22 protein-coding genes and 1 pseudogene are annotated in these 22,118 nt (G+C 61.6%); 17 read left to right on the top strand and 6 right to left on the bottom strand.

Translation table 11 applies throughout. The features are described 5' to 3' along the window. Positions 1-74 precede the first annotated feature (74 nt). The 5 genes from V4R08_RS16755 to V4R08_RS18340 all read right to left on the bottom strand — a co-directional run bounded on the left by V4R08_RS16755 (position 75) and on the right by V4R08_RS18340 (position 2,842). Positions 75-320: a hypothetical protein gene (locus tag V4R08_RS16755; RefSeq protein ID WP_335580493.1), complete on the bottom strand. Its 246-nt coding sequence runs from the start codon at positions 318-320 to the stop codon at positions 75-77. 36 nt (positions 321-356) lie between these two features. Beyond that, positions 357-980, bottom strand: coding sequence for an acyl-homoserine-lactone synthase (locus V4R08_RS16750; RefSeq protein WP_335580492.1), 624 nt, complete (start codon positions 978-980; stop codon positions 357-359). Positions 981-1,147: 167 nt separating this feature from the next. After that, on the bottom strand, positions 1,148-1,714 hold the full coding sequence (locus V4R08_RS16745) for an RES family NAD+ phosphorylase (protein ID WP_335580491.1): 567 nt from the start codon (positions 1,712-1,714) through the stop codon (positions 1,148-1,150). A 56-nt stretch (positions 1,715-1,770) separates the two neighbouring features. Continuing rightward, complete coding sequence (locus V4R08_RS16740; RefSeq protein WP_498038909.1) at positions 1,771-2,286, bottom strand: hypothetical protein; 516 nt, start codon at positions 2,284-2,286, stop codon at positions 1,771-1,773. Then, complete coding sequence (locus tag V4R08_RS18340) at positions 2,168-2,842, bottom strand: transcriptional repressor TraM (RefSeq protein WP_498038908.1); 675 nt, start codon at positions 2,840-2,842, stop codon at positions 2,168-2,170. Before V4R08_RS18340 ends, V4R08_RS16740 begins: the two co-directional genes overlap by 119 nt. 232 nt (positions 2,843-3,074) lie before the next feature. Between V4R08_RS18340 and V4R08_RS16735 the strand changes: the two genes are divergently transcribed. Further along, on the top strand, positions 3,075-4,112 hold the full coding sequence (locus V4R08_RS16735) for an IS110 family RNA-guided transposase (protein ID WP_335580489.1): 1,038 nt from the start codon (positions 3,075-3,077) through the stop codon (positions 4,110-4,112). Positions 4,113-4,848: 736 nt separating this feature from the next. Here the strand turns inward: V4R08_RS16735 and V4R08_RS16730 are convergent. Then, the gene (locus V4R08_RS16730) at positions 4,849-6,081 is read right to left on the bottom strand and encodes an IS701 family transposase (protein ID WP_335577531.1); all 1,233 of its coding nucleotides are present in this window, start codon (positions 6,079-6,081) and stop codon (positions 4,849-4,851) included. A gap of 122 nt (positions 6,082-6,203) precedes the next feature. Here V4R08_RS16730 and V4R08_RS16725 point away from each other — a divergent pair. The 16 genes and pseudogenes from V4R08_RS16725 to V4R08_RS16650 all read left to right on the top strand — a co-directional run bounded on the left by V4R08_RS16725 (position 6,204) and on the right by V4R08_RS16650 (position 21,942). Further along, a protein-coding gene (locus V4R08_RS16725) for an IS5 family transposase (protein ID WP_335580488.1) occupies positions 6,204-6,958 on the top strand; the annotation gives its coding sequence in 2 pieces (ribosomal slippage) (positions 6,204-6,537 and positions 6,537-6,958; 756 coding nt in all). A gap of 116 nt (positions 6,959-7,074) precedes the next feature. Continuing rightward, positions 7,075-8,412: an IS701 family transposase gene (locus V4R08_RS16720; RefSeq protein ID WP_335580487.1), complete on the top strand. Its 1,338-nt coding sequence runs from the start codon at positions 7,075-7,077 to the stop codon at positions 8,410-8,412. A gap of 97 nt (positions 8,413-8,509) precedes the next feature. Beyond that, positions 8,510-9,264, top strand: a protein-coding gene (locus V4R08_RS16715; RefSeq protein WP_335580486.1) for an IS5 family transposase whose coding sequence is annotated in 2 segments (ribosomal slippage) — positions 8,510-8,843 and positions 8,843-9,264 — 756 coding nt in all. Because the reading frame shifts where the segments join, the coding sequence is not laid out codon by codon here. Between the two features lie 425 nt (positions 9,265-9,689). Next, positions 9,690-11,180, top strand: a pseudogene (locus tag V4R08_RS16710) (replicative DNA helicase). A gap of 363 nt (positions 11,181-11,543) precedes the next feature. Further along, a complete protein-coding gene (locus tag V4R08_RS16705; protein ID WP_335580485.1) occupies positions 11,544-11,723 on the top strand; it encodes a hypothetical protein in 180 nt (59 codons plus the stop codon). Between the two features lie 116 nt (positions 11,724-11,839). Continuing rightward, positions 11,840-13,075, top strand: coding sequence for a site-specific integrase (locus V4R08_RS16700; RefSeq protein WP_335580484.1), 1,236 nt, complete (start codon positions 11,840-11,842; stop codon positions 13,073-13,075). Positions 13,076-13,089: 14 nt separating this feature from the next. Next, positions 13,090-14,037 (top strand): tyrosine-type recombinase/integrase, encoded by a 948-nt coding sequence (locus V4R08_RS16695; protein WP_335580483.1) that lies wholly within the window; start codon positions 13,090-13,092, stop codon positions 14,035-14,037. Further along, complete coding sequence (locus tag V4R08_RS16690; RefSeq protein WP_335580482.1) at positions 14,030-15,040, top strand: tyrosine-type recombinase/integrase; 1,011 nt, start codon at positions 14,030-14,032, stop codon at positions 15,038-15,040. Before V4R08_RS16695 ends, V4R08_RS16690 begins: the two co-directional genes overlap by 8 nt. Positions 15,041-15,408: 368 nt before the next feature. Then, the gene (locus V4R08_RS16685) at positions 15,409-16,335 is read left to right on the top strand and encodes a DUF3991 and toprim domain-containing protein (RefSeq protein ID WP_335580481.1); all 927 of its coding nucleotides are present in this window, start codon (positions 15,409-15,411) and stop codon (positions 16,333-16,335) included. A gap of 132 nt (positions 16,336-16,467) precedes the next feature. Beyond that, positions 16,468-17,103, top strand: coding sequence for a hypothetical protein (locus V4R08_RS16680; protein ID WP_335580480.1), 636 nt, complete (start codon positions 16,468-16,470; stop codon positions 17,101-17,103). A gap of 197 nt (positions 17,104-17,300) precedes the next feature. Next, complete coding sequence (locus tag V4R08_RS16675) at positions 17,301-17,609, top strand: DUF4326 domain-containing protein (RefSeq protein WP_335580479.1); 309 nt, start codon at positions 17,301-17,303, stop codon at positions 17,607-17,609. A gap of 179 nt (positions 17,610-17,788) precedes the next feature. Then, complete coding sequence (locus V4R08_RS16670) at positions 17,789-18,220, top strand: hypothetical protein (protein WP_335580478.1); 432 nt, start codon at positions 17,789-17,791, stop codon at positions 18,218-18,220. Then, positions 18,217-20,010 (top strand): PcfJ domain-containing protein, encoded by a 1,794-nt coding sequence (locus V4R08_RS16665; protein ID WP_335580477.1) that lies wholly within the window; start codon positions 18,217-18,219, stop codon positions 20,008-20,010. The genes V4R08_RS16670 and V4R08_RS16665 overlap by 4 nt, the downstream gene beginning before the upstream one ends. 39 nt (positions 20,011-20,049) lie before the next feature. Continuing rightward, positions 20,050-20,712 carry a DUF6915 family protein gene (locus V4R08_RS16660; protein ID WP_335580476.1) on the top strand — a complete coding sequence of 221 codons (663 nt, stop codon included), beginning with the start codon at positions 20,050-20,052 and terminating at the stop codon, positions 20,710-20,712. Between the two features lie 42 nt (positions 20,713-20,754). Further along, the gene (locus V4R08_RS16655; protein WP_335580475.1) at positions 20,755-21,048 is read left to right on the top strand and encodes a DUF5983 family protein; all 294 of its coding nucleotides are present in this window, start codon (positions 20,755-20,757) and stop codon (positions 21,046-21,048) included. Between the two features lie 291 nt (positions 21,049-21,339). Then, positions 21,340-21,942, top strand: coding sequence for a DUF1419 domain-containing protein (locus V4R08_RS16650; protein WP_335580474.1), 603 nt, complete (start codon positions 21,340-21,342; stop codon positions 21,940-21,942). The last annotated feature ends 176 nt before the right edge of the window (positions 21,943-22,118 follow it).

The following is a 22,118-nucleotide window of genomic DNA, read 5'->3' as shown; positions in this document are numbered from 1 at the left end:
ACATTGGTCCATCACCGAGGCCGTGGGTCACCATTCCGCAGCGTTGAAGTGTGCTGCCGTCAGTGCCCATTCAGCTAGTTCATCTCGGATGGTTCACGGATGATGAAATCCGCGAAATCGCGCAGTTGCTCTTCCATCGCGTTGCAAAGAATGCCGCCACGATAATGAACATGGACAAGAGCCCAGAAGACGACTTCATCGGAGCGGCCTGCGAACAAGGCTTTCTGAAGCGTTCGTCCGATGAGCGTCACAGCGCGAGCATGATCGTATCGCGTGAGGAGTTCCTGAGCAACAATCTTCGTATCGGCGGTTCGAATCACCTTACATTCTCCTGTCTCGTCTGAATGGGTGCGCCGTTAGGCCGCCGTCGGCAGCGGTAGATCTGGAAGCATCGGGTCGGCACATCCGCGTGCCTGGCGGATCGTGGCGAGCGTTTCGCGATTGAAGGACATGCGCAGCGCGACCACTTCATCGCGGCCGATGCGCTTAGGAAATCCCAGAGGTCGTACGAAGAACCGCAACTGCATGGCGATCACCATCAGACGCCAATCGATCGCGACCGTGACAGTGTCGACCCGGTGTGCCATCCCCCATTCGACGACGCCTTGCGCGAGCTCGAGAAAGGGGCCGTCCGCACGCGGGCGCATCTCGCGGCTGCTAGGGGCGACACAAAAGCGCGTCCACTCGAAGACGCGCGGTCCGCGCGGCGGCCGGCGATGACACAGTTCGGTCAAGACGTCGCTGAGTAGATGCGGCCTCGTTGTCGGCAGAAGACGCTGATACCCGACGATGTCGTCGCCACGAAGGCAGATCTGGTGGATCGCATGAACATCGTCGAAGCGGTCGCGCTCCAGGCCGTCCGGCTGGCGCAGGTCCATCCAGCCCTTCTCGTCGACAAAGATCGAATGACGGAAACGGAAGACTCGATCCATCAGCCAGGCGTGCCGACTGATGTCCGAGCCAGGAATGACCATGAGCATTGAAGACTCCTCAGCTTGTGGGACAAGCCGAGTTGGTCATGAACCGGATCGGAGCGGTATGGTCACAAAGCACCATTGCGCGACGGTTCGCTCACCGGTTGCACAACCTTAGAAAGCTTCTGATCATGGGGCGTGGGCTCCAGTCGGTAAGTCACAGAGCCCGCGGTTCACACGATGGCCAGATCCAAATCCGTGAGGATGGTCGCAAGATCGCCGCGGCAATCGACGAGGCGTGGCGTCGCGACCGCCACCAGCTTTGGTAAAGCCCTGTCGAAGACAACGACGTTCGTCTCGCCGTTGAGCCGTGAGTCGTACATCAGGCCGTCAGGTTTCGTGTCGTGCGCCCAAAGCGCCCGCGACCAGACGCGGGCAAGACCCTGCGCGCTTGCGCGCGCGACGTCGGTCGGAATTCCCATGCGAACGAGACCATCGCCACGCAGGTCGACGACCCTTAACGCAGCCTCGACCCGGACCTCGGCGCAGCTCCACGCCTCGAGCTCCGCCCATTCGATCGGGAAAGTATGGGTTCGGGCGACACCTCGGTCCCGCAGAATCGTTTCGACGAAACACACCTTGATGCTGCTGCCGAAGTAAACGACGCCGAAACGCTCCGGCGGGACCAACGTCGTCTCGGGATCGCTGAACCGGCTCGGGCCGAAACCATAACCAAGCGCGTCCGGGAAGCGGCTCTTGTAAAGCCGCCGCCATGCCGCGCCGCGCGCGACGTCGGCCACCGACAGGGCGCGCGATGCAAACCCGGCCGGCGGCAACGGTCCTGGCGACGACCCGGTCAGGAGAAGGCGCCTCTGCCGATGGTCTCCGCGGTTGCCATCACGTCGGCGATGCGGCCGGCGCGAAGTGCCTCGAGCCCGCTGCGGCCGTCAAGTTCGTCATGCTCTTCGAGCAAAAAACGGTAGATCGTCCAAGGATGATCTCCCAAGACCTCAAAGAGTTGCGGCAGGCTCGGGATCAGGCCGCCCGACTCGCCGACTTGCCACTTTGGAAAGCGGACGCCGCGCTTCGGGCCTTCGAGACCAAGCACCTCGTGGCGCCGCCGTTTTTTATGCACCGTTTCACGGGTCGCGCCGATCTCCTCGGCAAACGCATCCGCCGACAGCATGTCCGTGTCGTTCAAGATTTCAGCGACCCGCGCCGAGCCGCGCTGGCGCGCGGCCGCCAAGGCCGTATCAAGCATATCGCCCTTCGGGGGTGAAACCTCCTCGACCGCGATCTGCGGAGCCGCAGCCTTGGGATCGATCACGACGGTCATCCGCACCGACCTGCCGGTCCGTTCCGCGTGCTTCATGGCGTTCGCATAACCGGACAAGAGCCCTCGCGCCGCCTTGCGGCCGGCGACGTCCTTTCCGATCGACCCGAACGAGGTTGCAAAGCCGAGCGTCAGCGGCTCGCGCCGCGCGGCGCGTTTCCGCGCATTTCCGCGCTTTTTCTGTGTGACAGTCATGAGCCACCTCCAATGCTTGCCCCAATATGGTAGCTTTCGTCAGTTCCGTCAACTTCGTCAGGGCGCGGGCCCCTTCCTCACCTCGGCGGGCTTCAGTTGGGTGAGCGGCCGCGACGACAGGGGTAATCTTCAGGCGGCAAGGCAACCCTTGACCGGTCGGCACAAATCCGAGCTCGCCGCAAAGATCGCGAAAGGCAGCTCGGCAGCGCTCTTTCTCGGTCTCTGCGGCATCGCACTGGCGCTGCTGTTGTTCAGGGGACACATCTTCCGTCCGGCAGACAGGACAGGTCGCCCGGTGGGCGAACCGCTCCCACGCCGCCAAAGCGGTCACATATGCACGGTGCGCGGCGACGGTTCGCGCCTCCAATGATCCCCCTTGAGCTGATCTCAGCTTCGGCACCGCATGTTCCCCGGATAAGGATTTGTCTGCGGTACGCCCCCGCAAACGATCCCTCGCTGACTCTTGGTGATCGGGGAGTTGGAAACCGTGCTAGACGGCCCTATGGCCTTTAGTTCGGATGAACCTGTTGCATACGCCACAGGCTCCCTATGGTGTAGCCGCGCTAACCGCTTCACCAAGCCGAGAAGGCTTTATCATCTCTCACGTAGGTTCATCAAACGGAAGAGAGAACATGCATAGGTCATACGATTATTTTGTTGGGCTCGATGTTTCGCAGAGGACAACCTCGATCTGCGTCATCGACGGCGACGGCAAGAAATTCTGCGAAGGGAAATGTAATTCCCAGCCAGAAGACATTCGCGGCTGGCTGACCAATCGCGTTGAAGAAGGCAAAACGTCGAAGGTTGGTTTGGAGGCCGGCAACATGAGCAGTTGGCTTTACAGCGGCCTCGTGAAATTTGGCTTCGATGTCGTCTGCATGGAGACGTTCCAGGCTCATCGCTTCTTGGCCACCTACCGGAACAAAACCGACAAGAACGACGCCCGAGGCCTGGCGCAGCTCGTCCGAATGGGCGGAGAAGACTTCTTGAAGGTTGTCAGCATCCGCTCGCAAGCCTCGCAGGAAACCAGGGTGCTGCTGGCAATGCGTGATCACCTGGTCAGCCAGAAGGTCGGCCTCGAAAATCATATCGCCGGCGTCCTCAAACCATTCGGAGTCATCGTCGAACGCGGTAACGTGACGGCGGAAACCTTCTACAAGCGGACCCTTGAGGGGCTGGCGGAGGCCGAGCGAAACGGCGTTCATGTCAGGCCGTATGTGTTGCCATCGCTCAATCTCTACATGGAGGCGGTGGAGAAGATTGCGCCATTGACAGAAAAGATTCAAGCGATCGCCAATAGTATCGAAATGGTGCGGCGATTTATGGATATTCCCGGCATAGGGCCGGTCACCGCTTTATCGTTCTATGCCGCTGTCGATAATCCGCAGCGCTTCCAGAAGTCGTCGGACGTGGCCGCTTACTTTGGGCTGACGCCGCGCCAGTTCCAGTCAGGGGAGACGAACTTCATGGGCGGTATCTCCCGCCGCGGCGATCCGGCAACCCGCCGTGTCCTCGTTAGCAGCAACAGTCTTGCTCTCAGGCACACAACAATGGAACAGCCTGAAAGCTTGGGGCGTACGTCTGGCGAAACGTATTGGCTTCTCCAAAGCCCGGATCGCCGTCGCACGGAAGCTGGCGATGATCATGCACAACATGTGGCTGAACAATGATCGTTTCCGGCCAAAGAATCTGAGCCCTCAAGAACGCATCAAGCTCAAACAGGAGCTAATTGTTGTTGCCTCGAAATCCGGACGGGTCGCCACGGCGGCCGTCTGAACGAAAACCCCGGTGAGTTCTGAAGCCGGGGGTCTTGCAGCAAGACGGCAGATGGGTGAGCGACGTTCGGTCGGGTGGCTGGTTGACCGGGATCTTCCCGATCAACGCTGAAGCCGTGGCCCCTATTGGTCCCACCTGTTTGTTCTTATTGAACATCATAATGTAGCCGCCGCGATCGGAAGAAGGCAGCGTGACTACGGAGAGACTGATGATCTTGCGAGCAGGACAACAGCGCTGAAACTTGAAATGTCGGAGCAATCCGGCAACGACAGCCTGTTGCCTTCAGAGCTTCGCGTGCAAACCGAAAGCCCAACAAAATCAGAGACGATGTAGGAAACAAGAAGAAGATTGACACCCGCGCGGCTAGAGTGCGGCGCCGTAACGGCCGGCACCAAACCGCTAGCGGGGTTTCCACGCCCCAGGGCAGCGCGTACCGCCCCGCCCGATTCATAACCGTTTGGCAGCCTGCGATCTAGCATTACAGTTGCCGTTTTGATTTGAAGTGAGCGCGCTGAGCGGCAGCCTGGTGAGCCCTGCGCCAGCAAGACCATGCGATGATGTGTGCGGGTTGGATCCGCTTTCGCGCGAGTCGGATGGCAACGCGGCGAATTTCCTGGATCGACCAACGGATCAGTGGCGGCGTGGTGATGCTTTGGCTTTTGCCGGCGGGCGGCGTTTGGTTTTTTTGGGTGGCGGATTAGCGCGATGTCGGATCGCCGCCATCATGGCGAAGGCGAGCATCACCAGGGACACATGACGGTGCCACCCATGCCAGGATCTGCTCTCGTTGTGATCGAGGCCGAACTCGTTTTTCGCGGTTTCAAAGCTGTCCTCGATTGCCCATCGATGGCCTTCAACCGCGACCAGCGTTTCAATTGATGTGCCTGCTGGACACCAGGTGGTGAAGAAGGCGAGGTCATCGTCGGCGATGCGACGGCGGATCAGGAGACCGCGCGTCCACACACCATCATTTGTGCGGTTGAACTGACCGGCCTCGAGATCGGCCAATTCGAGATAACACCAGTCGTGCAGCCGCGGCCCTTTGGTTCCGGCTCCCGCCGACAGGCGCTTCCAGTCAGATGAGCGCCGCGTCCGGGCGATGTCTGCAGCCGTCCCGGCGACCGGCGATCGCTTGCCCCAGGATCGAAACACATGAGCGCTGCTGACCCCAAGCACGTAGCCTTTGCCTGCCCGACGCAGTTGCTGTTCGATGTCGCCAACACCGTAGACGGTATCACCGGCAACCCACTTGAATGGGACAGACGCGGCTATCGCGCGTGCGATCATTCTTGTCGCAAGCTTCGGTTTGGTCGCAAAGCCGACGTCGGCAGGCACATATGCGGCTTTTAGACGGTCGGGATCGTCGGTCCATTCCTTCGCAAGATACAACGCCCGATCGATGAACGCATGACCATGACGCGAAACGTAGGTCGCGAAGACCCCGATCTGGCAGTTCGTAATCTTCCCTGCCGAACCCGTGTATTGCCGCGCCACGCCGCAGGACGCTTTGCCCTGCTTGAGAAAGCCGGTCTCGTCGATCACCAGCACCGCATCGTCATCCGCCAGATGCTCGATGACATAGTCGCGCACGATATCGCGCAGGGCATCCGCGTCCCAATCTCCACGACCCAGAATGGCCTGCTGCCGCCAGGGGCCAGGATCGCCTGCCGCCTCGGCGCGCATCCAACCGGTCTTGCGCGGCTCGTCTCCGAGCAGGCCTTCCAGGAACAGGCCGGCATTCGCTGCAATACGCTGTTGCGTGAACAACGGACGTATCCGCTGCTTGATTTCTCGAAGCGACGCCGCCCACAACGCAAGCGTCTCCTCAATCGACGCTGCTTGCGTCCATGATCTCCGAATCATGGTTGCCTATGGATTCAGACGTCTCTCAAAAAGGCAACTGTAGTGCTAGGATCAGGACCCATTAATTTTCTTGCGGTTTGCCTGATTGGCTGATTCACTGGTGTCGTGAGGGGGCCGCCGCCATGGCTGATTTGTTTTTGCTGTCAGAGGCGCAGATGCGCCGGATCGAACCGTATTTTCCGTTATCGCACGGGATCGCGAGGGTCGATGACCGGCGGGTGGTCAGCGGCATCATCTTCGTCATCCGAAACGGGCTGCGCTGGCGCGATGCGCCGCGCGAGTATGGCCCGCACAAGACCATCTACAATCGGTTCGTGCGCTGGAGCCGGCTCGGCGTGTTCAATAAAATCTTCGCCGAACTGGCCCGCAAGGCCGGCAAACCATCCCGGTTGATGATCGATGCCACGCATTTAAAGGCGCATCGCACCGCTGCGAGCCTTTTTAAAAAGGGCCTGTTCCCAGGCGTATCGGGCGCACCAAGGGCGGCCTGAACTCGAAGCTGCACGCCGTATGCGATGGTCAGGGACGTCCCGTCATCCTGCTGCTCAGCGAAGGCCAGATGAGCGATTACAAGGGCGCTGCATTGATGCTCGATGCGTTGCCGCCCGCCAGGCAGTTGCTCGGCGACAAAGGCTACGACGCCGACTGGTTCCGCCAGGCGCTTGCCGCGCGCGGCATCACGGCATGCATTCCGTCGAAGTCCAATCGCAAGACGCCGATCGAGCATGATCGTGTGCTCTATCGCCAGCGCCACAAGATCGAGAACATGTTCGGCAGGCTGAAGGACTCGCGGCGCATCCATACACGCTACGACCGATGCGCCCATACCTTCTTGTCAGCCATCTGCATCGCAGCCGCCGTCATCTTTTGGCTCTGATCAATGAGTCCTGACCCTAGCACTACTTTGGCAGATTTTGCGATTGATGGGCGCAACTGGATTCCCGAATCAGATTTTCAATGATTCATGGGTGGTCGGCTTTTGGAGGGCCGACCATGGTGGACACGGGGTCGAAGTGGGAAGACGAGCTTGGACGCTGGCTCAAGCCATTCCTGGATCGTTTAGGTCACAAGGCCCGGCGGCGGATGTGTCCGCTGTATGTTTCGGGACTGATTGGACCGGGTGATCGCAAGAGCGTCCAGCCGATGGCGGCGCGGCTGGCACCAAACGACTATGACCAGTTGCACCATTTCATCGCTGATGGCGTCTGGGATGCGGCGCCGTTGGAGTCAGAATTGCTCGTTCAGGCCGATCGCCTTGTCGGCGGCAAAGATGCGGTGTTGGTCATCGACGACACGGCGATGCCGAAGAAGGGCGATCGTTCGGTTGGTGTCGCTCCGCAATATGCCTCGTCGCTCGGCAAGACGGCCAATTGCCAAACATTGGTGTCGCTGACGCTTGCGCGGGGTGAAGTGCCGGTCATGGTGGCATTACGTCTCTTCGTTCCCGAGAGTTGGACGAGCAATCCGGGGCGTTTGAAGCGTGCGGGCGTTCCAGTCGAGCACCGCGCAGCGCGGACCAAGCCAGAGATCGCCTTGGCGGAGATCGATCGCGTGATAGCAGCCGGTGCTCGCTTCGGCTGTGTGCTGGCGGATGCCGGTTACGGGCTCAGCGCGCCGTTCCGTCAGGGGCTCACGACACGCGGCCTTGCCTGGGCCGTCGGAATTCCTCGTCACCTGAAGGTGTATCCGGTCGGGGTTAAACTGATCTGGCCGGTTGCTGGTCGGGGCCGTCCCCGCAAGCGGCACATTCCGGATATCCTATCGAGGGCGGCCGAAGATATGCTGGCCAATGCCAAGTGGCAAAATGTGAGTTGGCGAAACGGTACCAAGGGTCGGCTGGAAGCTCGCTTCGCCGCTGTTCGCGTGCGAACCGCCGATGGGCCACCTCAGCGGATCAAGGACATGGGCCAGCAGCATCTTCCGGGGGACGAAGCCTGGCTCATCGGCGAACACAGGACGTCGGGAGAGAAGAAATATTATCTCGCCAATCTGCCGGCCAAGACGAAGCTGCGCGCGTTAGCTGCCACGATCAAAGCCCGATGGATTTGCGAACAGGCCCATCAGCAGTTGAAAGAGGAACTCGGGCTTGATCACTTCGAGGGACGATCCTGGCAAGGCCTCCATCGTCACGCGCTCATGACCATGATCGCTTACGCATTCCTCCAACATCGCCGTCTCGCACAAGCGGGGCGGAAAAAAAAGAATCAACGGCCCACCGCCACAGCCGAGTTTGCCGGCCGTGCGCCACGCCATCGTCGAACTCATTCTTCGACCACCAAATCAGCGATGCCCATACTGCAGAAGACAAATCAGCGAAAAACAGCGGCGTGAATAGATCTGCCAAAGTAGTGCTAGGATCAGGACCCATTAATTTTCTTGCGGTTTGCCTGATTGGCTGATTCACTGGTGTCGTGAGGGGGCCGCCGCCATGGCTGATTTGTTTTTGCTGTCAGAGGCGCAGATGCGCCGGATCGAACCGTATTTTCCGTTATCGCACGGGATCGCGAGGGTCGATGACCGGCGGGTGGTCAGCGGCATCATCTTCGTCATCCGAAACGGGCTGCGCTGGCGCGATGCGCCGCGCGAGTATGGCCCGCACAAGACCATCTACAATCGGTTCGTGCGCTGGAGCCGGCTCGGCGTGTTCAATAAAATCTTCGCCGAACTGGCCCGCAAGGCCGGCAAACCATCCCGGTTGATGATCGATGCCACGCATTTAAAGGCGCATCGCACCGCTGCGAGCCTTTTTAAAAAGGGCCTGTTCCCAGGCGTATCGGGCGCACCAAGGGCGGCCTGAACTCGAAGCTGCACGCCGTATGCGATGGTCAGGGACGTCCCGTCATCCTGCTGCTCAGCGAAGGCCAGATGAGCGATTACAAGGGCGCTGCATTGATGCTCGATGCGTTGCCGCCCGCCAGGCAGTTGCTCGGCGACAAAGGCTACGACGCCGACTGGTTCCGCCAGGCGCTTGCCGCGCGCGGCATCACGGCATGCATTCCGTCGAAGTCCAATCGCAAGACGCCGATCGAGCATGATCGTGTGCTCTATCGCCAGCGCCACAAGATCGAGAACATGTTCGGCAGGCTGAAGGACTGGCGGCGCATCCATACACGCTACGACCGATGCGCCCATACCTTCTTGTCAGCCATCTGCATCGCAGCCGCCGTCATCTTTTGGCTCTGATCAATGAGTTCTGACCCTAGGTCCCTTCGGTAGATGACTGATTGCTGGAAATTTCCGGCACCTCGGCGCGGCATGCGACCGTGATTCGAGAAAGGGGTTGGGCGTCGCCCTGCCGGGCCGGGCCGGGCCGGGCTGGCGGCTGCGCTGAAGCCCCGCATACGGGGCTTCCCCCTCGCGGGCGGCCATCCCTGACGCAAGAGCGCAGTGCAGCGGCCAACACCGGCTATAAAACCCGGGACCATTCGGCAGATCATGGAGCGACGGCCTCTTGGTCCCCGAGACCGTCGCGGTCAGCTTAGCCATTGGATATATCGGGTCTGACGTTAAACTCCGTCATCGAAGGACGATTCGTCGTCCTCCCCCGCATGATCAAATGTTGTTCGTAGATCCTGCACGTCAACATTGGTGTCGGCGGACGGATAAACGTGGCAGAAGCGGTACTCAAACTGACGGCGTTGGACGCTCCGCCCTATCGGGAGCTTCCTCAGAACATTGAGGCCGAGCAAGCGCTGCTTGGCGCCATTTTCATCAACAATGATGCGTTCTATCGCGTTGCCGACTTCCTGAAGCCGAACCATTTCTTCGAACCTCTGCATGGCCGCATGTTCGAGCTCATGAGCGAGCTGATCCGCTCGAACCGAATTGCCAGCCCGATCACGCTGAAGGCCTTCCTTCCCGCGACACTCGACATCGCCGGACTATCTGTCGCGCAATATCTCGCGCGCCTGGCCGCGGAAGCGACGACCGTTATCAACGCACCCGATTATGGCGGCACCGTCTACGATCTCGCGGTGCGACGCGAGCTGATCAAGATCGCGGAGGACATGCTCGGCAGCGCCTTTGACGCGGCGGTGGATTGCGCACCCCAAGATCAGATCCAGCATGCCGAGCAGCTGCTCTACGACATCGCGGAAACCGGACGCTATGGCGGCGGCTTCGAGACGTTCGAGACCGCACTCGACAGCGCCATCGATCGTGCTGCGCAGGCGTATCAATCCGACGGCAGACTCTCCGGCCTCGCAACAGGGCTCAAGGATCTTGACGCCAAAATGGGTGGCCTCCAACCGACCGACCTCATCATCATCGCCGGCCGCCCCGGCATGGGGAAGACCTCGCTCGCGACCAATATCGCGTTCAACGTCGCAAGCGCCTACGATCCGATACAACAGGTCGACGGCTCGTTGAGGCCCGCCGCCGGAGGGATCGTCGCTTTCTTCTCGCTCGAGATGTCGTCGGAGCAGCTTGCCACACGTGTGCTCTCGGAACAGGCTGAGGTCCCCTCCTCCGGTATCCGGCGCGGCGAGATCGCCGAGACCGATTTCGAGAGGCTTATCGAGCATCGCCAGAGAATGCGGCGTCTGCCGCTGTTCATCGACTAGACCGGCGCGCTCTCCATCGCCCAGCTCGCAGCCCGCGCGCGCCGCCTGAAGCGACAGCGCGGCCTGCACCTCATCGTCGTCGACTATATTCAGCTCATGCAGGGAAAGACCCAGCGCGCCGCGCAGAACCGCGTGCAGGAAATCACCGAGATTACAACCGGCCTGAAAGCGCTGGCCAAAGAACTCAACGTCCCGGTCATCGCGCTGTCCCAGCTCTTGCGCGGGGTAGAAAACCGCGACGAAAAGCGGCCGCAGCTCGCCGACCTGCGTGAGTCTGGCTCGATCGAACAAGATGCCGACGTCGTCATCTTCGTCTATCGCGAAGAGTATTATCTGAAGAACAAGGAGCTCCGGCCCGGCACCGAAGACCATCTCGCATGGGAATCGGAGATGAAAGACGCGCGCGGCAAAGCGGAAGTCATCATCGCGAAGCAGCGGCACGGTCCGACAGGGACAGTCGGCATAACCTTTCAGGGTGAATTCACCCGCTTCTTCGATCTGGCGAAGCAGAACCAGGCGCCGCCGCGATCAGAATAGGTCGCCAAGCGCAGGCTCGATTTTACGGCGTGCTGAGAAGCTGACGCCCACATATTCACCCTATTAAGCGGCATTCTCCGTCAATCGAACAGGTCGGCCCTGCGCGTGCATCAGAATACATGCGTGATGCGCGGGTCGCTGAGACTTTGACATGCGGCGTTCTGCTTCCGGGGAAGGACCACCCCGCTCTCGAATGGGCTTTCCTTGGTCCGGGCGCGGCCTTCCACGATCAACCCGCAAAGGGGTTCGCTACGCAAGCGTGCGACCTCTTCGGCTTCGCCTGCGAGGTGACCGCGGCCGCGTCCGAACACATCGGCGCCTGTCGAGCGGGGATGGTCCCCGCCCCAAGACGGGAGCCTCACGATGTCGCAGAATCTCACCCTCGCTCAGGATCACGCCCTTGATCTCGCCCGCACCTTGATGGTGCCGGTCGTTCTCTTTCAGGTCGACGACGAATTTGGCGTCATGGTTTCCAGCGAATATGACGGCGAAGAAGCAGCCATCATGCACGATTATGATCCGTTTGAGATTATGGAGAGCTGACGCCAGCCCCGTTACTCAAACGACCGAAGCGCCGGGCTCGTGGCCCGGCGCTTCTTCTTGGCGCTGCACATAATTCTGAGCTTCAAATCGATCTCTCATCAACAGGGAGATCAAGAATGTCCAAGTCTCTTAAACCTCAACTCTGTACCGACGATCCCGCCAACATCCTCGCTCCGTTTATCAAGGGCTATCGCGAACACTTCGAAGCCGGCCGCTATGCTGTCAAACGGATTCGCCTTTATGTGGCCAGCGTCTTTCATTTCGGGGATTGGATGCGTGCGGAAGGCTACGCCATCCATGATATTGGCGAAGTAGTCGTTAGCCGGTTCCTTTCTGGCCACCTGTCGAGTTGTACCTGTTCGCACCCTGTACAAAATCATCTGATCACCAATCGAGCCGCTCTCAACCACCTCATCCGCATCTTGCGGGCGCAAGGAATGGTGAGCTGCCCAACGATTGATGCGCTCATGCACGAACTTGCGCTGTTCGACGCCAAGATGGCGGAAGTCTGGGGCTTGTCCCAAGGGACACGCGATCACCGATGCCGGATCATCAGACGGCTGCTCAAAGCTCAATTTGGATCTGGGCCAATCGACCCGACATCGATCACGCCGTCAAGTATTCGCGGCTTCGTTCTGGGCGACGCCACATGGAGCGCGAACACGATCCGGGTCATGGCCGGTGCAGTCCGGTGTTATCTTCGGTATCGCAAGCTCCTGGGCGACAATGTTACCGATCTGATCCGCGCTGTGCCGCAGCCGGCTTGCTGGAGTCAAAGCACGTTGCCGGAAGCCCTTTCCGACGATGAGTTGCAGCAGCTTTTCCGGTCCTTTGATTCCGACTGCCCATCGCGACGGCGTGGCTATGCGATCGTGCGATGCCTTGCCGATCTCGGCCTCAGAAGCAGTGAGGTCGTTCGGCTGAGCCTCGATGACATAGATTGGCAAACTGGAACTGTCCGGATCACCTTCGGCAAAGGGCGCAGAGCTGACGTATTGCCGCTGCCGGCCGCGACAGGTGAAGCCATTGCCGACTACCTCTTGCACGAACGGCCCAAGACGCCATGCCGCAACATATTCGTTCGGCATGTCGCGCCTATTGGTAGCCCCGTGGGCCGACGCGTCGTTCAGCAAGCCGTCCATGCCGCCTATCGCCGGCTGGGTTGGGATCGCACCCGCGTCCATATTTTGCGGCATACCTTGGCCACCCGGCTCGTCAACACCGGCGCGCCGATGAAGCAGATCGCCGATGTTATGCGCCACCGTAGCATCGTGACCTCGGCAACTTACGCCCGTGTCGATGTCGCCCGGCTATCAGCTGTCGCCCTGTCCTGGCCCGGGAGCGCAGCATGAGCACATCAGACACCATGCTGTCGCGGGCAGAGGCCTATCTCGCCGAACGGCGCCGTCTCGGCTTCGCACTGGACCGATCAGGAAGTCAGATACAAGCCTTTGCGCGCTTTGCGGATGGGAGCGGCCACGAAGGATCTCTGACCTCCGCCATCGTGCTCCGATGGGCGAAGCAAGAGGCGCAGTTCTCAGACCCCTATTCGTGGGCCAGGCGGGTCGATGTCCTTCGCCCGTTCGCTCGCTATCTTATCGATCTCGATCCTCGCACCGTGTTTCCAACCGGTTTTCCGTTCGGTCGTTCAAAACGCCGACTAGCACCGCATATCTACACACCAGCGGAAGTCGGGGCGTTGATCGAAGCAGCGGGCCGCCTCACGCCGCACGACGGGTTGACACTGGCGACCTTCACAACGCTCTTTGGTTTGCTGGCGGCGACGGGCCTGCGGATATCCGAGGCGTTGGGTCTACGGTGCGGCGACCTCGACAATAGGCAACAACAGCTCACCATACGGCGCGGCAAATTCCAGCGAACCCGGCTCGTTCCGCTGCATTCGACCACCACCCAGGCGTTGCGACGTTATCTGCGCGTACGCTCCAGATATGGTCCGATGGATATCACCGCGTCGCTCTTCTTGTCCGAGAAGACTGGCGCGCCGCTTCGATACAGTGAGGTGCGGGGCGTGTTCCTTGGCCTCTCGGCCGAGTTGGGAATCGTCCCCCGCGGTGGCCATCGATTCATACGCATTCATGACCTGCGACACACCTTCATCTGTCGGCGCTTGATGCTGTGGCAGGAGAACGGCGCGGATATCAACAATGCCATGATGGCGCTCTCGACCTACGTGGGACACGTCAGCATCGGAGATACCTATTGGTATTTGCAGGCCGTGCCGGAACTGATGGCAATCGCCAGCACCCGCTTCGAGGAACAAGCAATCATGATCAGGGAGGTCGATCATGACTGATGCGAGCCTACATCCATCGTTCCCGACGTTGTTGCAGCATTTTTTCGTCGACCACTTGCGTCAACAGCGGGCTGTCAGCCCGAACACGATCGCAGCCTACCGCGACACATTCCAATTGCTCATGGTCTATATGGAGAAGGCTATCGGCAAGTCGCCGACCAACCTCGCGCTCCGCGATCTGGATGCGACGTTGATCCTTGGCTTTCTCGATCATCTCGAGCGGGATCGCGCCAACAGCGTACGTAGCCGCAACGCCCGTCTGTCGGCGATCCGATCGTTCCTGAAGTACGCCGCCCATCACGACCTCTCGGCTCTGGCCACCATCGAGCATAGCCTGGCAATTCCTTCAAAGCGACATGACAAGCCTGTGCTCGGCTTTCTGGCCAGACCGGAGATGGAGGCGATCATAGCGGCGCCCGATCAGCGGAGCTGGGTAGGACAACGGGATCGCGCGCTGTTCGTGTTGCTCTACAACACCGGCGCACGCGTATCGGAGGCCCTCAATCTAAGAGTCGGCGACGTCATTCTGGACATATCGCCTGTGGCACATCTGCATGGGAAAGGACGGAAGCGGCGAAGCGTGCCACTTTGGAAGACAACAGCCAGCACTCTTCGACAATGGAAGCGGCAACTCGCCAGAGCAGAGGATGCCGACTTCCTGTTTCCGAATGGCGCAGGCGGGAGGTTATCGCGCTCAAGCGTGACCCAACGTCTCGCTCTGGCGGTCGAGCATGCCATCCGGCAGCACCCTCGGCTCGTCGGTCGAACGGTCTCGCCACATACCATTCGCCATACCACAGCAATGCACCTCCTTCAGGCAGGCGTCGACATCACGGTGATCGCCCTTTGGCTCGGGCATGAAAGCCCCACAACAACTCACATGTATCTGGAAGCTGATCTGGCCATGAAGGAAGAAGCGCTCCGCCGACTGCAGCCAGTGAACGCTGCACCAGCCCGCTATCGCCCGCCGGATCAGCTTATGGCATTCCTCCAAAGCCTTTGATTATGTGCAGCGCCAAGAAGAAGCGCCGGGCCACGAGCCCGGCGCTTCGGTCGTTTGAGTAACGGGGCTGGCGTCAGCTCTCCATAATCTCAAACGGATCATAATCGTGGTTATGTGGATATCCGCATAATCACGAATACGACCCATGGTCCCCGGCTCATTGAGCCGGGGACCGCTGCCGCTGGCGCCATGCCGGTTGCAAGGGAAGCTTCGCCGCGGCCGGAGTCCGACATGTTGGACGGCTTGTCAGCACGCCCTTGCATCCGGCAGGCTTCGCGGCCGGTCGGTTCTGTTCCCGAAGCTTGCGGGACGAAAAAACAACCGAAGAAAGGGCCGGGTGGCGCACGGAGCGCGCTCGGTACGAAGAGATGGAAAAGAAGGATATTGAAGAGCTGCGCGCCAAGGTGGCCTGCGCGGCCATACTTGAAAACGACGGCTGGAAAATCGACCTGAAGGAGAGCACGCGCCGGGCGCTCAAATATCGGCGCGATGCGGATATCATCATCGTCATCCACGACGGTCGTGGATGGTTCGATCCGTTGTCGTCGGCCAAGGGCGATGTCTTCGATCTTGCCGAACGTCTCGGCGCCAGCGGATTCCCGGAAGCTTGCGATTGCGTCGCCGCTCTTGTCGGCTTCGTTCCGAGCTCGCCGGTCTGGACACGCGCGTCCAGGCCTACCGCGCTCACGTCCGTCGCCGACCGTTGGGCGTACCGGACAGTCCCGAGGCCCGGTTCGGCGACCTGGCGCTATCTCGCCGATCAGCGCTGTATCCCCGACAGCATCATTGTGGCGGCGATTGCTCAAGGTCGATTGCGCGAGGGTCCACAGGGCAGCATGTGGGCGGCACACGAAGACCCCGCCGGCCGCGTCATAGGCTGGGAAGAGCGCGGCCCGCGGTGGCGCGGGTTCGCCACCGGGGGGACCAAGGAACTGTTTCGCCTTGGGCAGGTCGGCTGTGAGCGAATCTGCATCACCGAAGCCGCGATCGACGCCATGAGCCTCGCCGCGATCGAGGTTCTGCGCGATGACACACTTTATGTCAGCACCGGCGGCGGCTGGTCTCCGGCCACGGATGAGGCCATCCGTGGCCTGGCCCGCCATGCGAACGCACGGCTTGTCGCCGCGACCGACAACAATCGGCAGGGCGACGTTTACGCCGATCGGATTCGCACCATCGCGGCGGAAGCGAGTGCCTTCTACGCACGATCGCGTCCCCGGGCCGGAGACTGGAATGAGGATCTGAAAATACTGGTGATGCGACTGGAGAAAGAGCTTGTCGTGGCCAGCGGGTAAGGTCGCCGATGCCGCCTGCCGGCCGGCGCGTCAAGGGAGGCTTCGCCCGCTTGGTCAGCGGCCCTTGACCCGCCGCGCCGGAGAGCCGGCCGCCCCAAGGTGTTTGCAACACCTGAAGGGAAGGACCAACCGATGCCTCTCTGGACCATTGAAACCACTTATCGCCTGCCGGTTTTCCGGCACAAGACCTACGAGGCCGAGACGCTGGCGCAGGCTTGCCGTCTTGCCATCGAGGATGAGAATTGGGACCGCGAGAAGCGCGACTACGAATCCGCTGGCGAAACCTATGTGACGGGAATCTGGTCGGGCGCAGACGCCGCCTATTCCGGCGCGGCTCAGCCGATCCCCTCGCATTACACCGAGACGCCGGTGCGGATCGCGCGACATTTCGAGGTGCTGCTCGGTCTCGTCAAGGTTCTGGCGAAGCCGGACCTGGAATCGCCCGATCCCAACTTCTGGCGCGAGCGCGCCCAGCCGGCGATCGCCAAGGCCGAAGCCATTCTTGCCGGCGCGTGCGCTCCCGACAGCACCGGGGACGAGGCGGCCTCGGACGCCGAGGCGATCGAGAAGGCGAAGGCCGCCGCGAAAACGGCGATGGCCTCAATGGCGCATCCTGAGCACATCGATCTCGATGAGCGGCGAGAAGGCGTCATCGCCTTCATCGACCGCGCGACGCCGGATGGCAGGCAAAGCGTGATCGAGGACGTCGCGTTCGACGACGATCGCATCCACCCGGCTGCCGACGAAGCTCACATCGGCCAACAATAGTCTCGACGAACCGCGCGTCGTGGCCCGCAACCCTGCCGGGCCATCGCACCCTAGACCCGTGAGCTCGGAAAACGCTGGGCGCAGCATCTCGCCTGTCAACGGGCATGCCGTTCCCGCATCGCAGACGATGCGTGACAGCCGAGACCTGTCTGCGCCCGGCCGCGCATCCATCGCAACGCGGTCAGGAGCGAAGGACAATGTGCAGGGTTCTCAACAAGCATCACGCAGGCGTGCCGGCGGGCGCCGTCTATATCGGCCGCGGCTCGAAATGGGGCAATCCGTTCCGGATTGGCCCTGATGGCGACCGGGCGGCCGTCATCGTAAAACACGCGCGCTGGCTCGCCGACCAGCATGATCTCTTGCGCGCGCTCGACGAGCTGCGTGGTCGCGACCTCGTCTGCTTCTGCGCGCCGCGCGCGTGCCACGGCGATCTCCTGCGTCGTCTCGCAAATGCGTCGCGCGACGAGCGGATCGCGTGGTGGCGCGGCGTGAGAGCCGCTGCGTGAGCGTCGGAGGGACGGTCCTTTCATGAAATGGGGAGGACTGAAGAAGCATGAAATCGCTGCCGCATGCCCGGCCGACGCGTCAAGGGTGCGCTGCGCCCGCGTGCCGCGGCCCCTGACCCGACGGCCGGAGAGGCGGCCGCCTGGAGATGTTTTCGACATCTTCAGGAAAGGGCGAGGCGATGGACAGAGGAGAGGTCGCGATCGCGCTGTTGCGCGCGATCGGCATCCAGGAGTTGGAATATTCGTTAGATGGCGGCGGCGACTCGGGCGATTCGACGCTCGAGAGAATCCAGCATGTCGATGGCCGGTTGCTCGACAGGCTGCCCGATATTCCGACTGGCATCGATGGCACAGGCCGGGCGCGCACTCTCTCATGGCTCCTTGACGATCTCGTTGCCGATCTCCCCGAAGGCGATTGGGTGAACAACGAGGGGGGCTACGGCACCGTCATCATTCGTCCCTTCGAGGAAGATGACGACCTCCGCTTCGAATGCGACATGACCTTCCGCGAGGAGGGCGACTATGGCGGCGAAGACGATGACGAGGAATTCGAGGACGAGGATTTCGATTCCGATGATGACGGCGCCGAGGATGCGGAGGCGGTGTCATGAACGCCCCCATCTGGTCCGACCTCGAAACCTCCGCGTTCGAAACGCTCGTCGGCCGCTGCGCAACCGTGGCGCTGCGCAAGTCCGACAGTCGTATCGCAGCGCTACTCGCGCTGATGGCTCTGTCACATGCCCGGCTTGCTGCCGACGTGCATGACAATCACCTCGAAGCCGAGCTTTGCGTCCATCCCGCGCCTCCGGGCCACGGTCCCGCGGCGGAGCTGCTGGATCATATCACTTGTGTCGTGAGCGACGTCGCGCGCTGTGCGCGTGGCGAGACGCGTCTCGACATTTCAGCCCGGCTCGACGATTGGGGTTATGCGTTTCTCATGGTCGATCTTCTCGGCGATGGCGCGCGCGAAGCCGAGCTCACCGCCATGGCCGAGTGTGTCGGCGCCGCGCTGACGCGCGTTCACAAGCGCGTCGAGGAACTGTGCACGCAGCATCTCCGCGCCGTCCTGACGCGCGATGCCCCGCAGGCCGCGTTCCTGTCGCGAGGCCTCACGCTGCAGGCCGAGTGGCTGCTCGCGCCATATCTCTCCGGCGATGCATCCCGGCCGGACATCCTGGTCCGACGCGCACAGGCCCTGGGCCTGTTCGGAAGCCTCGTCTCGGCGTTGCGAGAGCCTGCCATCACGGAGGTCGTCGATCGCGGCGAACCCCTGACGCCGGCGCTTGCGGGACATCTCGGGTTAACCGAGGCCGAGCTGCGCGCTTTTCGCGGCTCGCGCGACGTCCCTGCATCGATCGAGCAATGGGACGATTTCGTGGTCGCGGCGCGGCGGCTCAAGACCTATTCGGTCCCGCGCCACGAATGGCCAGGCGGCGGAGAGCCGGAAACACCGTCAGCATGGCAAAACTCACCCTGGCTGCGATCGCCGCGCACGCATCTCATCCGGCCGGACTATCTCGACGAAAAAGAAGCAGGCGTTCAGGACGCTATCCTGGCGCTAAAAGACGATCTCATTCGTCCGCTGGTCGCCGATCGCCTGCCGCACGCCGACTTACGCAACACCGCCATCGCGCATCTCGCAAGCGAGCTCGATTTTCCACAAGCGCGACACGGTTGCGCCGATTATCGAACGTTTTTGCTCGGTCTGCATCGGGCCGTCATCGGGACCCGCAAGCCGAAGGCGTTTCAGGAGGCGGCCGCGCTGTGGCATCGCCGCGCCGCGTCGCTCTCGGCGCTGCGCCACGAGCATACGGCGGAACGGCCCGGCTGGCCGGCGCTCTGCGCGGCCTGGCGATCGCACGACGGCCGCTATGAGGTTGTGGCTCTGACCTCTGCCAGCGATCTGGTGCTCGAAGGCAACGCGATGCAACATTGCGTCGGCGGCTATTACGATGTCTGCCGCCGTGGCGACACACAAATCCTGTCGTTGCGTCGCGACGGCCACCGCGCCGCCACCGTCGAGATTGCGCTCGAAGGCCCAATTGAGGCGCCGGCATTGAAGGTCGGCCAATTCAAGGCGATCCGGAATACCCGACCAGCCGACGACCTCCATGATGCATTGCGCGACTTCCTGCGCGATCTGCGTTCTCAGGCGCACGCCATGAATGCGGCGACGCTCGCCCGCTATCGCCGGCGCATGCACAAACGTGGGGATTATGCGTGGCGCAGCGACGCGCTGCCATTGGATCACGCGCGCGAGGCTTATCCACTTTACCGGCCGCTGCTGCCGCGTCTGGCGCCGGCGAGCTTCGACCTCTGGTGCGCCGAAAGCGGTCTCGTCGACACCATTGACCGGGCTTTCGCAGCACTCGGCGAAAAGTCCCGAGCGTCCCCGCGCTGACCTTCTCCCTTTCTCGTTCATCACCTCAAGGAGGCAATCATGCATCCCTACGATCACGCACGCTCGTCCGCACGTCGCTTTGGCGGACAGTGGCAGGTTTACTACCCCTGCCATGCCTGGTTCGATGCGACGAAATCGATCCAGTGCCGCTACACGCACCGCGCGCTGCGGCATCATCTCGAGGGGGTCGAGGTAGCCGTCGCCGTCTTCGGACCCGCGATTCAGAACAGCGACGGCGCCAAAATCGACCTTCGTCAGGTCGGGCTTCAGCATCTCGACGAGGATTGCGGCCTGATCCCGCAGGCGCGCGATTGGCTGATCGACCTTGATGGGCCGGATTGGCTTCCGGAAGAAGTCCCCGGTTCCGCCGAGCTTGCGGCGGCCAGCGCGCGGCGTTTTGGCGGCGAACCCGGGCATTATCGCGCTCTGCACGACTGGTTCCTGGCGACGCAGAGCTGGTGCATCGGCGCGGAGCACCTGCTGTTTCGCCATCATAGCTTCGGGATCTTCGAGGCGGAAACCCGCTTCGGACCCGCCCTCGACATCGGCAGTGAACGGCGCGTGCCGACGCGCGTGGTGGCGGAACGCCACGTCCAGACCGTGCTGGGTCGCGTTCCCGCGGCCGTCGACGCGCTGCGCCGGATCAAAGGCGCCCGCTGGATGCTTCAGGCGACCTCGCCTCAGAAGCTCGGTCTCGACTGAGATCCATCATCAAGAACCCACAAGAACCGAAGGAGAAAAATCATGAGCAATCCCGATGTTCGGAATTTCGTTGTCGTTTCGACCGCCCACGTCACCGAGCAGACGGCGCGCTGCCTCGACAACACTCCGACAAAAGAATGGCCCTGCCTCGGTGGCCCTTACGGTGAGTACGGATGGTTTGTTTATGCCCATGAGGAGAATGGCGATCCGGGTCCGGACGCGATTCCTGACGACCTCTTTGTCGTCATGACATGGGGACGAAAGCACGGCTTTGACTACATCCTCTTCGATTGTGATGGCGATCTTGTCGAAGACTTGCCGAGCCACGATTGGTGATGCGGTTCGCCGCACCGTTTCAAAGGATGCCACGAAGGGCGGCCGCTCCGCTCGCGCGGATCGGAGACCAAAAACCGAGAAAGAGAAAAAAGAAGAAAATGAAAGGAATGAAAATCCGCTGCCGCATGCCCGGCCGGCGCGTCAAGGGTAAAGCTTCGCCCGCGTGCCGCGGCCCTTGACCCGCCGGACCGGAGAGGCGGCCGCAACGGAGGTGTGACGAAGGACTGAAGTGATGAGGAGATCAGGTGGATCGCTCGCGCTTCAGCCCGGCCAGGCTGAAAGGAGCCGCCGATGCACACCTCACCGACCATCCGCAAAGTCTTCGAGGGCGTCGCCACACGTCCCGAGATGTATCGCATGTTTAACCGCCATCGTGGCGATCCGGCGATGACCAAAAGCGATGCCCAGCATCTCTTCGCCGGCGAGTGGTTCGAGATCGCCGAGCGCGAGCATGACTACATGCTCGAGATCCTGCCGCCGCTGTGGATGCGCGCCGACATGTTCGCGATGCGCGAGTTCATGACCGGCAATGTCACCAGCGTCTTCTTCTCGCTATGGATCGACGGCCGCAAACGCTTCTTCCACGGCTATTGCGATCTTTCCGATCGCGGCGCGCCGGAGCGCATGAAGCAGGCGATCGTCGAGCGCCAGTCCCGACCGATCCGCGCCATGACGCACGACGAGCGCCTCGAGCATATCTGGTCGAGCACCCACGATGATTATCGTGGCTATGCCGGCCCCGGCTGGCCCGCCGCTCTGCAGGGCAAACGCACGGTGCTGGTCTACTGCGGCGGAGCCGGCACGGTGCTGAAGCCGCTCGACGATCTCTCCGACGAGGAGATTGCCGCCAAGCTGCCTGTGCAACTCCGCCATCTTCCGCCACTCGCTGCCTGAGCAGGGGAGCAGTCCCATGCAGGGCGCCTACGACCGGCTTCGCGTCCATGTCTTCGCGTCATGGCGCGACGTCGTGCGGGCTGCGAACACCGCATCGCCAGAAAGCATCGCCGCGATCCGGCGATGAGAGAAGCCCGCAAGCGCTTCTACCGCGACATGCTCGGCTGCCATCAACG

The organism is Nitrobacter sp. NHB1 (assembly GCF_036964665.1).
Taxonomy (GTDB): Bacteria; Pseudomonadota; Alphaproteobacteria; order Rhizobiales; family Xanthobacteraceae; genus Nitrobacter.
The sequence above is the reverse complement of the archived record's forward strand: the minus strand, read 5'-3'. Positions and strand labels throughout refer to the sequence as shown.

What these genes read in the sequence shown, in the direction of transcription:
- V4R08_RS16685 (WP_335580481.1), top strand. Translation starts at nt 15,409, where the DNA reads ATGGAAAAGAAGGATATTGAAGAGCTGCGCGCCAAGGTGGCCTGCGCG.
- V4R08_RS16655 (WP_335580475.1), top strand. Translation starts at nt 20,755, where the DNA reads ATGAGCAATCCCGATGTTCGGAATTTCGTTGTCGTTTCGACCGCCCAC.
- V4R08_RS16720 (WP_335580487.1), top strand. Translation starts at nt 7,075, where the DNA reads ATGGTGGACACGGGGTCGAAGTGGGAAGACGAGCTTGGACGCTGGCTC.
- V4R08_RS16665 (WP_335580477.1), top strand. Translation starts at nt 18,217, where the DNA reads ATGAACGCCCCCATCTGGTCCGACCTCGAAACCTCCGCGTTCGAAACG.
- V4R08_RS16750 (WP_335580492.1), bottom strand. Translation starts at nt 980, where the DNA reads ATGCTCATGGTCATTCCTGGCTCGGACATCAGTCGGCACGCCTGGCTG.
- V4R08_RS16675 (WP_335580479.1), top strand. Translation starts at nt 17,301, where the DNA reads ATGTGCAGGGTTCTCAACAAGCATCACGCAGGCGTGCCGGCGGGCGCC.
- V4R08_RS16740 (WP_498038909.1), bottom strand. Translation starts at nt 2,286, where the DNA reads ATGAAGCACGCGGAACGGACCGGCAGGTCGGTGCGGATGACCGTCGTG.
- V4R08_RS16670 (WP_335580478.1), top strand. Translation starts at nt 17,789, where the DNA reads ATGGACAGAGGAGAGGTCGCGATCGCGCTGTTGCGCGCGATCGGCATC.
- V4R08_RS16735 (WP_335580489.1), top strand. Translation starts at nt 3,075, where the DNA reads ATGCATAGGTCATACGATTATTTTGTTGGGCTCGATGTTTCGCAGAGG.
- V4R08_RS16730 (WP_335577531.1), bottom strand. Translation starts at nt 6,081, where the DNA reads ATGATTCGGAGATCATGGACGCAAGCAGCGTCGATTGAGGAGACGCTT.
- V4R08_RS16680 (WP_335580480.1), top strand. Translation starts at nt 16,468, where the DNA reads ATGCCTCTCTGGACCATTGAAACCACTTATCGCCTGCCGGTTTTCCGG.
- V4R08_RS16660 (WP_335580476.1), top strand. Translation starts at nt 20,050, where the DNA reads ATGCATCCCTACGATCACGCACGCTCGTCCGCACGTCGCTTTGGCGGA.
- V4R08_RS16690 (WP_335580482.1), top strand. Translation starts at nt 14,030, where the DNA reads ATGACTGATGCGAGCCTACATCCATCGTTCCCGACGTTGTTGCAGCAT.
- V4R08_RS16695 (WP_335580483.1), top strand. Translation starts at nt 13,090, where the DNA reads ATGCTGTCGCGGGCAGAGGCCTATCTCGCCGAACGGCGCCGTCTCGGC.
- V4R08_RS16650 (WP_335580474.1), top strand. Translation starts at nt 21,340, where the DNA reads ATGCACACCTCACCGACCATCCGCAAAGTCTTCGAGGGCGTCGCCACA.
- V4R08_RS16705 (WP_335580485.1), top strand. Translation starts at nt 11,544, where the DNA reads ATGTCGCAGAATCTCACCCTCGCTCAGGATCACGCCCTTGATCTCGCC.
- V4R08_RS16700 (WP_335580484.1), top strand. Translation starts at nt 11,840, where the DNA reads ATGTCCAAGTCTCTTAAACCTCAACTCTGTACCGACGATCCCGCCAAC.